This is a genomic window from Salibaculum griseiflavum, from assembly GCF_003129565.1.
Classification (GTDB): Bacteria; Pseudomonadota; Alphaproteobacteria; order Rhodobacterales; family Rhodobacteraceae; genus Salibaculum; species Salibaculum griseiflavum.
Genome location: NZ_QETF01000001.1, coordinates 22,309 through 34,323 on the forward strand (window position 1 = coordinate 22,309; position 12,015 = coordinate 34,323).

Below are 12,015 nucleotides of genomic sequence, written 5' to 3' on the forward strand. Positions count from 1 at the left end.
TTTTCTTGCTACTGCTATCGGTATCGAGTTGATTTGACCCGTTCCAGCAGAAAAGGTGTGGGCACACACACCGGGAATTGGTCGGACAGAGGCAAGGACAGCTTGGAGGCTGTAGACATGATTTCACGACTATCGCGCGGCCTGGCCGTGGCAGCGGCGATTTTCGCCGGGACGGCGGCACTGGCCCAGGAAGAAAGCTCCAACAGGGTGGCGGCCAATACGGATTGGTCCGTCTTCGTCGAAGAAGACCCGGTGCAGTGCTGGAGCGTTTCCGCCCCCAAGACCGAGGAGTTCTTCCGGGATGGCAATCCGGTCTCGGCCAGCACGGGTGATGTTCTGTTGTTCGTATCCTACCAGCCCGATGAGGGCGTGCAGGGGCAGGTCAGCTACAACGGCGGCTATCCGTTCGGGGATGGCACCACGGTCAGCATGGAAATCGGCGGCAGCAGCTTCGACCTGTTCACCGAAGGCGAATGGGCCTGGGCGGCGTCACCTGAGGATGATGCCTCGATCGTGGCGGCGATGAAACGGGGGGCCGAGGCCAAGCTGACCGGACGATCGGGGCGCGGGACGCAGGTCGTGCACACCTTTTCCCTGCTCGGCTTCACCGCTGCAGTGGAAGAGGCCGATAGCCGCTGTTCGGGCTAGGTTCCGCCAAGGCATAGACGCGAAAAGGGTGGCCCAGGCGGGCGGCCCTTTTTTGCATGTCGCGGCCCTTTCCTGTCTGCCGGCGTTTTCATCATAACGAGATAGATTGGTTCCTGGTCATTTGGGGCCTGTGCATGGATTTTCTTTGGAATCCGATACACACTCCTATATGAGGCCCAATTGACCCAAGCCACGCGAGTATTCCCATGTCGGCCTCCGCCCCGATCACGCAGGACGTTCTGACCATCAAGCGGCAAGTGCCCGAGGATGGACCGACCAATATCGTCGGCCTGACCCGGCCCGCCCTGCGCGAGGCGCTGATCGCCATGGGCACGCCCGAGAAGCAGGCCAAGATGCGTGTCAACCAGATCTGGCAATGGGTCTATCATTGGGGCGTGCGTGATTTCGCGGAGATGACGAACCTGGCCAAGGATTTCCGGACCAAGCTCGCCGCGCATTTCGTGATCGAGATTCCCGAGGTCGTGTCAAAGACCGTCAGCGCCGATGGGACCCGTAAATACCTTGTCCGTATCGCGGGCGGCCACGAGGTCGAGGTCGTCTATATTCCCGAGGAAGATCGCGGCACGCTGTGCATCTCCAGCCAGGTCGGATGCACGCTGACCTGTTCTTTCTGCCACACCGGCACGCAGAAGCTGGTGCGCAACCTGACCGCCGGGGAAATCATCGGCCAGGTCATGATGGCGCGCGACGATCTGGGCGAGTGGCCCGAACCGGGGCAGGGCACCGGCGAAAACGGTCCGCGCCTTTTGTCGAATATCGTGCTGATGGGCATGGGCGAGCCGCTCTACAATTTCGAGAACGTGCGCGACGCCATGAAGATCGCCATGGACGGCGAAGGCATCGCCCTGTCGCGCCGCCGCATCACCCTGTCGACCAGCGGTATCGTCCCCGAAATCGCCAAGACCGCCGAGGAGATCGGCTGCCAACTTGCCGTGTCCTTCCACGCCACCACGGACGAGGTCCGCGACAAGCTGGTGCCGATCAACAGGAAATGGAACATCGCGGCCCTGCTTGAGGCGCTCAAGGCCTATCCGAAGGCGTCGAATTCCGAGCGGATCACCTTTGAATACGTGATGCTCAAGGACGTCAACGACAGCGACGAGGACGCCCGCCGCCTGGTCAAGCTGATCGAGGGCATCCCCGCCAAGATCAACCTGATCCCGTTCAACGAATGGCCGGGTGCGCCCTATGAGCGCTCTGACTGGGCGCGGATCGAGGCGTTTGCGGACATCGTCTACAAGGCCGGCTATGCCAGCCCCATCCGCACCCCCCGCGGCGAGGATATCATGGCGGCCTGCGGCCAGTTGAAATCCGCCACCGAACGGGCCCGCAAATCCCGCAAGCAGATCGAGGCCGAGGCGGGGATCGGCTAGGCGTTAACCATTCGCCAAGACGAATCGTTCATGGTCTGTTCCATGGAGCAGACACATCATATTCCGCAGTTGAGCGATGCGGCGCAAAAAGCGCTGACCGAGGCCGCCCGGAAGGACGGCATCGACATGGCAGATCTCCTCGAGCAGGCCCTTGAAAGGGAGTTGCAGCGGCGGAACAGGCGCCGGGCGTTGATCGCCCGGCACCGCCGCCGCACCGTCTTTCCCGTGCTGGAGGCGCGGATCGGTTAGGTCGTTTGCAGAAGCGCTGCCGCCTGGTCCGGGGCCAAAGCCTCGGGGCGATCGCAGGTTGTCTGCATCTCGATGCGCTGGCCGGTTTCGCCGGCTTTCAGAATACCCGTCAGAACCTCGATCACGTGCAGGGCGAGTTCGCCGTTGCAGCGATGATCGCGCCCTGCGTCGATGGCTTGGGCCATGTCCGCCAGCCCGGACACCCGGTAATTGGCGCGGCCATCTTGGTTGGGCACACCGAACGGATGGGCATTGTCCGAGACTGTTTGGGGATCTTTCCCGGGCATCACCGCCTCGACCGTGCCACCGAAGAAATTAGGGTCGGGCACATAGAGGCTGCCGCCGGTGCCGTAGAGCTCCATGTTCGGATGGCGATGCGCCCACACGTCCCAGCTGGTGCCCATAGTCACGATCGCCCCGCTGGCGAACTCCAGGATCGCGTGGATGTTGGTCGGCGTGTTCACCGGTATCTCTTCGCCCTCGCGAGGGCCATTGCCGATGGTCCGCGACTTGAACCCGGCCGAGGACATCGCGGTCAGCGTTTTCACCGGCCCGATCAACTGAACAAGGTTGCTGACGTAATAGGGGCCAAGGTCCAACACCGGGCCCCCGCCGGGCTGAAAGAAGAAGTCCGGGTTCGGGTGCCAGGCTTCCATGCCGTGACTCATCACATGGCACGTGCCGCCAACAACCGTGCCGATGTCGCCGGAATCCAGCTTGGCCCGGGCCGCCTGATGCGCCCCGCCAAGGAAGGTGTCCGGAGCCGATCCGACCCGCAGCCCCTTTTCCTCGGCAAGCGCCAGCAGCGCCTGGCCTTCCTCCAGCGACAGAACGAAGGGCTTCTCCGAATAGACATGCTTGCCGGCCTCGAGCGCCGCCTTGGACACCTCGAAATGCGCCGCCGGGATGGTCAGGTTGACGATGATGTCGATATCGGCCGCCGACAGAAGCCCATCGGGAGTTTCGGCCCGCACGCCGAATTCCTCCGCCCGGGCGACGGCCGCCTCGGCGTTGAGGTCGGCAACAGCCCGGACCTCGATTCCGTTGAAGAGCGGCGCAAGCCGCAGATAGGCGGCCGAGATATTGCCGCAGCCCATGATGCCAATCCCAAGCGTCGTCATGCGCTGACCTCCGGCAGGGATTTCAGGTAGGTGGCCGACTCGGCGGCAAAGGCCGCGTCGTCAACCGGGTGGTCGTTTTCGACAACGAACAGGTCAATGCCCTGCGCCCGGGCGGCCGACAGGATCGCGGGCCAATCCATCACGCCCTGACCGACCGTCGCCCAGCCGTCCTGATCGGGATTCTGGCCTTCAGCGGCACGGTCCTTGATGTGCAGCGCCTTGATCCGATCGCCGTATTTGTTGATTGCGGCAACCGGATCGACCCCGGCACGGAAGACCCAGCCGAGGTCCAGCTCCAGGGAAACGCCGGCCCCGACGATCAAGTCCTCGGCACAGACACCGCCGCCAAGATCGACCATCTCGAAGTCGTGGTTGTGCCAGCCGAAGGTCAGGCCCGCATCGACAATCGGCTTGCCTGCCTGGGCCAGGCGTTGGGCAAAGGCTTCCCATCCGGCGTGGTCTGTGGGGCGGTCGCCGGGCATGAGGAAAGGGGCATAGACATGGCCGATGCCCATGGTTCGGGCGGTGTCGATGACCTTGGCCGGATCGTCTTCGATCATTTGCAGCGCAAAGTGGCCAGAGGCCATGGGCAGACCAGCGGCATCAAGCATGTCGCGCGACGCGGCGGGGTCATCGAACCAGGGGCCGAACCCCTCGACCGCATCGTATCCGGCGGCTTTGACATTGGCCAGCGTGGCGGCGTGATCGGCCTCGCGAGAGGTATAGAGCTGGTAGGAAAGCACGGGCATTGTTTGTCCTTTCAGGGGGTTGCCATGGTGGCGGAATGGAGATCCCGAAGCGTGAAACGCGCGGTGGCGTCCGGATCATCGGGGATGAATGTGATACGCGCCGGGTGGCCGGGCAGAACCGGAACGGCATTGTCCGAGAAGCGCCCCGGTATGTCGGCTTCGACCGTCGCGAAAAGTGCAAGAGCCCCGGACCGGATGGTCAGCGCATTGCCGTCGCGTTCAAGTTCCAAACCGGGGTCGATCAGATCATAGGACTTGTACGGATGCGGCGCAAAGAGGTCCGCGCCGTGTTCCGCCTCGCTGTGCCAATCGAAGTGCAGCATCTCGCCCTCGCCCAAGGCGCTGCGCGGGATGGACAGCACGTCCTCGGCACGGGTATTGACCTCGATCACGCGTTGCGCCACCTCGCGGGTTTCGCCCGACAGGGCAACGGCACGGGCCGTCACGGTCAGGGTCACCGGGTCCGGCCGGTCATTCACGGCCCGCAGGGTGATCGTCTCGTCACCCGGCACGGCCACAACGGTGACAGGTGCGTAGAAGCGCCGCGCCGCGTAGTGCAGCATCTTCCAGCCGCCGCCGTAATCGAGCGACGACCAGGAGCAGACCGGCCATGTGTCATTGAGCTGCCAGTAGAGCGTGCCCATGCAATGGGGTTTGAGACCGCGCCAATGGGTGACGGCCGTCTTGATCGCCTCGGCCTGCTGGATCTGGGAGAGCCAGACGAAATCCTCGAACCGTTCCGGCCAGCGGAAATAGCGAAACATGGTTTCCGCGATGCGGGCGTTGCCGCCGGCATTCTTCTGGTGGCTTTCGAAGACCGGGCTGGCGATATTGCGGTCTGCGGGGTCGGTGAAGGTCTCGATCACCGGCATCGAGGGGTAGGACTGGAAACCGAATTCCGAGCAGAAGCGCGGTTTCACATCGCGGTAATGGTCGAAATCCCGGCCCTCGTGCCAGACCGACCAGAAATGCATGTCGCCCTGGCCGTCCACATGCCAGCCGTCGCGGAAATCCATGGGGCCGAGGGACGGAGAAGAGGGCCACCAATTCGCGTCCGGATCGGTTTCCTTCAACGCGGTTTCGATGGTGCGGTTCAATCGGTCGTAATTCACCAGGTAGCGGTCGCGATTGTCGCGGCTTTCTGGGAACCAGTCGAGCGCCCCGACCAGTTCGTTATCGCCGCACCAAAGCGCGAGGCAGGCGTGATGTTGAAGGCGTGCGACGTTCTCGCGGACTTCCTCGCGGACGTTTTCAAGGAAATCGTCGGTCGACGGGTAGAGCGAGCAGGCAAACATGAAGTCCTGCCAGACCATCAGGCCCAGCTCGTCACAGGCCTCGTAAAAGCTGTCCGGCTCATATCGCCCGCCACCCCAGACGCGGATCATGTTCATATGCGCGTCGGCCGCCGATTGCAGCAATGCGCGCGTCTTCTCAGGCGTGATCCGTCCGTGCAGGGCATCGGCGGGAATCCAGTTGGCGCCTTTGGCGAAGACATCCACGCCATTCACACGGAACCCGAACGAGGCGCCGGCCTCATCTTCCGCCGTGATCAGTTCGATCTGGCGCAGGCCAATGCGGCGTCGGATCTCTTGCGTGCCGCAGGTGATCGACAGGTCATAAAGGGGCTGATCCCCCATCCCGTTCGGCCACCACAGCTCGGGTTCCTTGATCTCGAAATGCTGTGCGAACCGCTTTTCACCATCCGTGGCGAAAAGGGCGAGTTCCTTTTCCTGACCAGCGAAACGCACCCAGACGGTTTCGTCGGCATAGGCTGCTGCGTCCAGCATGACCCAGACATTGGCCACCCCGTCTTCGATTTGCTGACGAACTTGCACGGCGTTGATCCGCGTCGCGCGTGCGGGTTCCAATCGGATATCCCCGACGATCCCGAAAGGCGCGAGGGCAATGTTCCAGTCCCAGCCGAAATCGCACTGGACTTTCCGCAGCATGTTGCCATTCGGGATCGGGTTGTTGTCCGTGGAATAGGGGATGCGGAACGGCTGCGCCGCCTGCCTCAGCGCGCCTTCACGGACAGGCGACCGGAAGGTGATCTCAATCTCGTTTTCACCCTGCCGGACGAGGGTGGACAATGGCCAGCGATGGGTGCGGTGCACATTGTCCGCGGCGATGATCAGCGCACCGTTCCACCGAACCTCGGCAACCGTATCCAATCCCTCGATGACCAGCTCGACATCGGTGTCGGTCAAATCGACCGTCCTGCGCAGCACCCAGTCGCGTTCGCTAATCCAGCGCAGTGCGTATTCATTCCGGCCCCAGTAGGGGTCGGAAATCAGAGCGGCTTGCTCCAGCGCGGTCACGCCGTCACCGGGGATGGCCATGTCACAGGCATAGTCCCCGGTTTCGTCGGTCAGCTGCCAGAGCCCCGCAAGGAAAATGTCGGTCGGGGCGGTCATTGGATCAAAGTCGGTCTTCGGTCTTGGGGTCGAACAGGGAGATCCGTGTCAGGTTGAAGCCAATGGTGATCTCGTCACCTGATTTCACATGCGCCTGGCCATCCATGCGGAACCGGAACGGGTGCCCTTCCAGCGAGGTCCAGACCAGCGTGTCGGCGCCCATCGGCTCCACCAGATCGGCCTTGACCTTGGCTGTCATGTCGGCGCTGGGCAGCATGTCGTCGGTCAGGACATGTTCCGGCCGCACGCCCAGGATCGCGGCCCCGTCATGGGCCCCGCCGGACATGTAGTCATAGTCGCCCACGGGCACGCTCAGATCTCCGGAGGTGAAGGTGTTCCCGGCGATATTCCCTTCGATGAAATTCATCGCCGGGGAGCCGATGAAGCCGGCAACATATAGGTTGCGCGGGCGGTTATAGATCTCGGCCGGGCTGTCCAGCTGCATGATCTTGCCGTCCTTCATGATCGCGATCCGGTCCGCCAGGGTCATGGCCTCGACCTGGTCGTGCGTCACGTAGATCATCGTGTTGTCCAGCTGTTCGTGCAGCCGCTTGAGTTCGACCCGCAGGTCGGCGCGCAGCTTGGCATCGAGGTTCGACAGCGGTTCGTCGAACAGGAAGACGTCCACATCGCGGACTAGGGCGCGGCCTATGGCGACGCGCTGACGCTGGCCGCCCGAGAGGGCGCCGGGCTTGCGATCCAGCAGCGGCTCGATCTGAAGGATTTCAGAGGCACGCTTCACCCGCTCTTCGATTTCGGGCTTGGGCATACGGGCATTCTTGAGGCCGAAGGACAGGTTCCCGCGCACCGTCATCTGCGGGTAAAGCGCGTAGGACTGGAACACCATTCCGATACCGCGTTCGTTGGGTTCCTTCCAGGTCACGTTGTGGCCCTTGATGAAGATCTGCCCGCCGGTCACCTCCAGAAGGCCCGCGATACAGTTGAGCAGGGTCGACTTGCCGCAGCCCGACGACCCAAGCAGCACAAGGAATTCACCGTCATGGATGTCGAGGTCGAGGTTCTGGAGAACCTTCACCGCGCCGAAGGACAGATCGAGATTGCGGATTTCTACGGAGTTCTTGGTCATTGCTTATCCCTTGACGGCCCCGGCGGCGATGCCGCGGACAAAGAGTTTCCCAGAGAAGAAATAGACGGTCAGCGGCACCAGCCCGGTCAGAAGGGTGGCGGCCATGTTGACGTTGTATTCCTGAACGCCCTGGACGGAGTTGACGATGTTGTTGAGCTGCACGGTCATCGGATAGTTTTCGGGCCGGGTGTAGACGACGCCGAAGAGGAAATCGTTCCAGATGCCCGTGACCTGGATGATCATCGAGACCACGAAGATCGGCAGCGACATGGGCAGGATGATGAACACGAAGATGCGCCAGAACCCGGCACCATCGACGCGCGCGGCCTTGAACAGTTCTTCCGGCAGGGTCACGAAGTAATTGCGGAACAGCAGCACGTTGATCGGCATGCCAAAGATCGTGTGCACCACGACCAGACCGGTCAGGGAGCCATAGAGGCCCAGCTCACGCAGCACGATCACCACCGGATACAGAAGCACCTGGTAGGGGATGAAAGCCCCGAGCAGCAGGATGGCAAAGAAGATCTCGGATCCTTTGAAGCGCCACATGGACAGCACGTAGCCGGTGATCGAGGCGATCGAGACAGAGACCAGAACCGACGGGATCAGGATACGTACCGAGTTCCAGAACCCGCGGCTAAGGCCATCGCAGTTGATGCCGGTGCAGGCCTCGGCCCAGGCCTTGACCCAGGGCTGGAAGGTGACTTCGACCGGCGGGGAAAAGATGTTGCCCAACCGGATCTCGGGCATGCCTTTCAGCGAGGTCACGATCATCACGTAAAGCGGCAGCAGGTAGTAAAGGCTGACCACGATCAGCGTGCCGTAGAGCATGATGTTGCGGGGCGAGAGTGCCTTCTTGGGGCGCGGGCCGGTGGGGCCGGTCAGGGTGGCGGTATCAGTCATTTTTCTTCCCCCGGAATTGCAGCAGCGCCCACGGGATCAGGATGATCGCGACAGTCACCAGCATCATGGTCGAGGCGGCAAAGCCCTGGCCGAGGTTTTGGCGTGTGAACAGCGTGTCGTAGACGAATTTGGCGGGCACCTCGGACGAAATGCCGGGTCCGCCGCTGGTCATGGCGACGACCAGATCATAAAGCTTCACGATCCCCGAGGTGACCAGAACGAGTGCTGTGATGAACACCGGCTTCAGCATCGGGATGATGATCACGACATAGGTTTTCCATGCCGGAATCCCGTCGACGCGGCTGGCTTTCCAGATGTCTTCGTCAATGCCGCGCAAACCGGCCAGCAGGATGACCATGATCAACCCTGTCCCCTGCCACAGGCCCGCGATGAGCAGGCCGATCATCACCTTGCTGGAATCGTAGAGCGGATCGAAGGTGAAACTTTCGAAGCCCAGACCGCGGACAATCGACTGAACGCCGAATTCCGGGTTCAGGATCCATTGCCAGACCAGTCCGGTGACGATGAAGCTCAGCGCGAAGGGGTAGAGAAGGATTGTGCGAAACGTGTCCTCGAACCGGATCTTGCGATCCAGAAGCGCGGCCAGAAGGAACCCCAGCGCAAAGGTGAGGATCAACGAAGCGATCCCGAAGACGGCGAGGTTCTCGATCGAAACGAGCCAGCGCCGGGTCGACCAGAGTCGTTCATATTGCTCCAGCCCGACCCAGTTCAATCTTGGCAGCAGGCCTGAATCCGTGAACGAATAGACGATTGTCCAAATCGTGCCCCCGACAAAGATCCCGACCGAGACAAGGATCATCGGTATAGCTGCGATCTTGGACCAAAGGTTTCGGAAAAGGCGTATGGGGCGTTTGTCCGGCCCTGCCGGGGCGTGTTCAGCGCTGCTCATAAGGGTCTCCTTCCCGGTCCAGATCGATGGGACCAGAGTGTCGTGAAAAAGGCCCGGCCAACTTGTTTGACCGGGCCCCTTTTCAGCGGATCAGTTCGCGCTTGCGATGATGTCGGCGTAGCGCGCCTGTGCGTCTTCGGCAGTGTAGGACGGATCGCTCCAGAACTCGGCCATCAGGTCCTCGATCTGGCCCTGCACGTCGGGCGTCAGGGCCATGTCGCCCGAGGGCAGGATGTTGCCGTTGGCGAGGATGTCCAGACCCTTGCGCATGCAGTCGTTTGCGGCTTCGAGGTCGACATCGCCGCGAACAGGCAGCGACCCTTTCTTGAGGTTGAAGTCCACCTGGACTTCGGGCGAGACCAGCAACGCAGCAAGTTCAAGCTGTGCGGCTGTGATCTCGGGGTCGTCGTTCTTGGGGAAATAGAACGCGTCGCCGCCGGTATCGAGAACCTGCGTCTCGCCCAGGCCCGGCAGGCAGGTGTAGTCCTCGCCGGCGACTTGGCCGGCCACCTGGAATTCACCCTGCGCCCAGTCGCCCATGATCTGACCGCCGGCCTGGCCGGTGATCACCATGTTGGTGGCGAGGTTCCAGTCCCCGACATTGGTGTCGGCGGCGAGATCGCGGGCCGCCACGGCGGCTTCGAAGACACGCTGGTAGGCAGGGCCAGCGGCCACCTCGGCATCGAGGTCGATATTGACGGCGCGCCATGCCTCTTCCCCGGCCAGCGCGATGGCCATGACGCCGAAGGCGCCGGACTGTTGCCAGGCCTGTTCACCCATGGCCAGGGGCACGATGCCCTGTTCCTGCAACGCGGGGGCAGCGGCAACGAATTCGTCCCAGTTGGTGGGCACATCGACGCCAGCCTGTTCGTAGGCGTCATGCGACAGCCACAGCCACTGCCAGGAATGGATGTTCAGCGGGGCGCAGTAGACCCGCCCATCGATGGTGCAGGCATCCAGCAGCGAGACCGGCTTGACGATTTCGCGCCAGTTCTGTGCCTCGGCGACTTCCGTCAGATCCTGCATCAGGCCAGCCTCGACCAGTTCCTCGGCCTGGCGGCCGTGGTTGAACTGGGTGGCGCCCATCGGGTCACCGCCGGTGATGCGCGAGATCATGATCGGGCGGGCGGTGCCGCCGGACCCGGCGATGGCGCCGTCGACCCAGGTGTGGTCGGTTTGTTCATTGAAGGCCTTGGCCAGTTCCGAAACCGCGGCCGCCTCGCCGCCCGAGGTCCACCAATGGGTCACCTCCAGTTCGACGGCGCCCACACTGGTTGCGCTAACAATCGCGGATGCGGACAAGAGTTTTGTGGTCAGTTTCACGATTTGATCCTCCCTGATTCTAAATCGTTGTAGAATTCCCTATAACGTTTTAGTAAGACCTGACAAGACAGTTTTTGGCGATTCTACCGCGTCTCTGGATCTTTTCGTGACTGACGGAAAGGGACCTGTTTTGCATTGCCGGTCGATGTGGACTAGGGGCTTTGCCGATCTGTCTAAGGGAGGAATGAAGGTGGTCGAACAACCGACGGGCACCAAGCCAACGCTAAAGACGATTGCAAGCATGGCAGGTCTGGCCGTGCCCACGGTCAGTCGCGCCCTGAGCGATGCGCCGGATATCGGCGCGGACACCAAGGCGCTGGTGCGCAAGATCGCACGCGAGGTCGGCTATGTGCCCAACCGTGCGGGCGTGCGTCTCCGCACCGGGCGCACCAATGTCATCAGCCTGGTGATGTCCACCGAACACGACATGATGAACCACACCGCGCGTCTTATAACGTCGCTGGCGGGCGGGTTGCGCAACACGGCCTTTCACATGATCGTCACGCCGTTTTTCCCTGACGAAGACCCGATGAAGGCGATTCGCTACATCGTGGAGACACAATCCGCGGACGCGGTCGTTTTCAATCAGGTGCAGCCCGAAGATCCGCGCGTTGACTACCTTATGGAGCGTGGCTTTCCGTTCGCCGCCCACGGGCGAAGCAACCGCGCGTCGGAACACGCCTATTACGATTATGACAACCACGCCTTCGCCAGCCTCGGCGTGGATGCCCTCGCCGATCGGGGCCGTCGGTCCCTGATCCTCGTCGCGCCCCCTGCGGCCCATGCCTATTCCAGTCACATGAAGGCGGGCGCGACCGAGCAGTCGGCGGCCCGTGGGGTCGATTTCCGGGTCGTCCAGCGGGTCGACAGTGATAGTGGCGGCGAAGCGATCCGCGCCAAGGTATCAGAAATCCTGAAGGAACGCCCCGAGACCGACGGCATCATCTGCGGCAGCACGACGGGGGCGATGGCCTGTGTCGGCGCGATCGAGGCGAATCGCCGTGTTTTGGGGCAGGACATCGACATCTTCTCGAAAGAGGCGTTGCCGTTCCTGCGCTATTTCCGGCGCGACATCATCTCGGTCCATGAAAACGTGGCCAAGGCCGGGGATTTCCTGGCGCGGGCCGCGATGCAGGCCATCAAGGATCCATCGGCGCCGCCCATGCAGATGCTGGAAGTGCCGACCAAAGAGCAGATCACACAGGGATAAGGAGAGA

11 protein-coding genes are annotated in these 12,015 nt (G+C 62.2%); 4 read left to right on the top strand and 7 right to left on the bottom strand.

Features of this window, described 5'->3' with window-relative positions:
• Positions 1-117 precede the first annotated feature (117 nt).
• From DFK10_RS00110 to DFK10_RS00120, 3 genes are all read left to right on the top strand, one after another.
• Positions 118-648 carry an invasion associated locus B family protein gene (locus tag DFK10_RS00110; protein WP_109385349.1) on the top strand — a complete coding sequence of 177 codons (531 nt, stop codon included), beginning with the start codon at positions 118-120 and terminating at the stop codon, positions 646-648.
• 206 nt (positions 649-854) lie between these two features.
• Positions 855-2,042 (top strand): 23S rRNA (adenine(2503)-C(2))-methyltransferase RlmN, encoded by a 1,188-nt coding sequence (gene rlmN, locus DFK10_RS00115; RefSeq protein WP_109385351.1) that lies wholly within the window; start codon positions 855-857, stop codon positions 2,040-2,042.
• 42 nt (positions 2,043-2,084) lie between these two features.
• Entirely contained in the window at positions 2,085-2,291 is a 207-nt protein-coding gene (locus DFK10_RS00120) for a hypothetical protein (RefSeq protein ID WP_146193208.1), read from the top strand.
• On the opposite strand, the gene DFK10_RS00125 is transcribed toward DFK10_RS00120, so the two are convergent.
• The 7 genes from DFK10_RS00125 to DFK10_RS00155 form a co-directional block, all read right to left on the bottom strand.
• Complete coding sequence (locus DFK10_RS00125) at positions 2,288-3,412, bottom strand: Gfo/Idh/MocA family protein (RefSeq protein ID WP_109385355.1); 1,125 nt, start codon at positions 3,410-3,412, stop codon at positions 2,288-2,290. The two genes, DFK10_RS00120 and DFK10_RS00125, sit on opposite strands and share 4 nt — an antisense overlap.
• Positions 3,409-4,161 (bottom strand): sugar phosphate isomerase/epimerase family protein, encoded by a 753-nt coding sequence (locus DFK10_RS00130; protein ID WP_109385357.1) that lies wholly within the window; start codon positions 4,159-4,161, stop codon positions 3,409-3,411. Before DFK10_RS00130 ends, DFK10_RS00125 begins: the two co-directional genes overlap by 4 nt.
• 11 nt (positions 4,162-4,172) lie before the next feature.
• A complete protein-coding gene (locus DFK10_RS00135; RefSeq protein WP_109385359.1) occupies positions 4,173-6,575 on the bottom strand; it encodes a beta-mannosidase in 2,403 nt (800 codons plus the stop codon).
• 4 nt (positions 6,576-6,579) lie between these two features.
• Positions 6,580-7,662, bottom strand: a complete 1,083-nt coding sequence (locus tag DFK10_RS00140) for an ABC transporter ATP-binding protein (protein ID WP_109385361.1) — start codon at positions 7,660-7,662, stop codon at positions 6,580-6,582.
• A 3-nt stretch (positions 7,663-7,665) separates the two neighbouring features.
• A complete protein-coding gene (locus tag DFK10_RS00145) occupies positions 7,666-8,565 on the bottom strand; it encodes a carbohydrate ABC transporter permease (protein ID WP_109385363.1) in 900 nt (299 codons plus the stop codon).
• Entirely contained in the window at positions 8,558-9,475 is a 918-nt protein-coding gene (locus DFK10_RS00150) for a carbohydrate ABC transporter permease (RefSeq protein ID WP_109385365.1), read from the bottom strand. The genes DFK10_RS00145 and DFK10_RS00150 overlap by 8 nt, the downstream gene beginning before the upstream one ends.
• Before the next feature lie 90 nt (positions 9,476-9,565).
• Entirely contained in the window at positions 9,566-10,798 is a 1,233-nt protein-coding gene (locus DFK10_RS00155) for an ABC transporter substrate-binding protein (RefSeq protein WP_109385367.1), read from the bottom strand.
• 184 nt (positions 10,799-10,982) lie between these two features.
• On the opposite strand from DFK10_RS00155, the gene DFK10_RS00160 reads away from it, so the two are divergent.
• Positions 10,983-12,008, top strand: a complete 1,026-nt coding sequence (locus DFK10_RS00160) for a LacI family transcriptional regulator (protein WP_109385369.1) — start codon at positions 10,983-10,985, stop codon at positions 12,006-12,008.
• Positions 12,009-12,015: the final 7 nt, after the last annotated feature.

Excerpts from the sequence above, each read along its gene's own strand:
- DFK10_RS00110 (WP_109385349.1), top strand. The coding sequence starts at position 118 with ATGATTTCACGACTATCGCGCGGCCTGGCCGTGGCAGCGGCGATTTTC.
- rlmN (WP_109385351.1), top strand. The coding sequence starts at position 855 with ATGTCGGCCTCCGCCCCGATCACGCAGGACGTTCTGACCATCAAGCGG.
- DFK10_RS00120 (WP_146193208.1), top strand. The coding sequence starts at position 2,085 with ATGGAGCAGACACATCATATTCCGCAGTTGAGCGATGCGGCGCAAAAA.
- DFK10_RS00125 (WP_109385355.1), bottom strand. The coding sequence starts at position 3,412 with ATGACGACGCTTGGGATTGGCATCATGGGCTGCGGCAATATCTCGGCC.
- DFK10_RS00130 (WP_109385357.1), bottom strand. The coding sequence starts at position 4,161 with ATGCCCGTGCTTTCCTACCAGCTCTATACCTCTCGCGAGGCCGATCAC.
- DFK10_RS00135 (WP_109385359.1), bottom strand. The coding sequence starts at position 6,575 with ATGACCGCCCCGACCGACATTTTCCTTGCGGGGCTCTGGCAGCTGACC.
- DFK10_RS00140 (WP_109385361.1), bottom strand. The coding sequence starts at position 7,662 with ATGACCAAGAACTCCGTAGAAATCCGCAATCTCGATCTGTCCTTCGGC.
- DFK10_RS00145 (WP_109385363.1), bottom strand. The coding sequence starts at position 8,565 with ATGACTGATACCGCCACCCTGACCGGCCCCACCGGCCCGCGCCCCAAG.
- DFK10_RS00150 (WP_109385365.1), bottom strand. The coding sequence starts at position 9,475 with ATGAGCAGCGCTGAACACGCCCCGGCAGGGCCGGACAAACGCCCCATA.
- DFK10_RS00160 (WP_109385369.1), top strand. The coding sequence starts at position 10,983 with ATGAAGGTGGTCGAACAACCGACGGGCACCAAGCCAACGCTAAAGACG.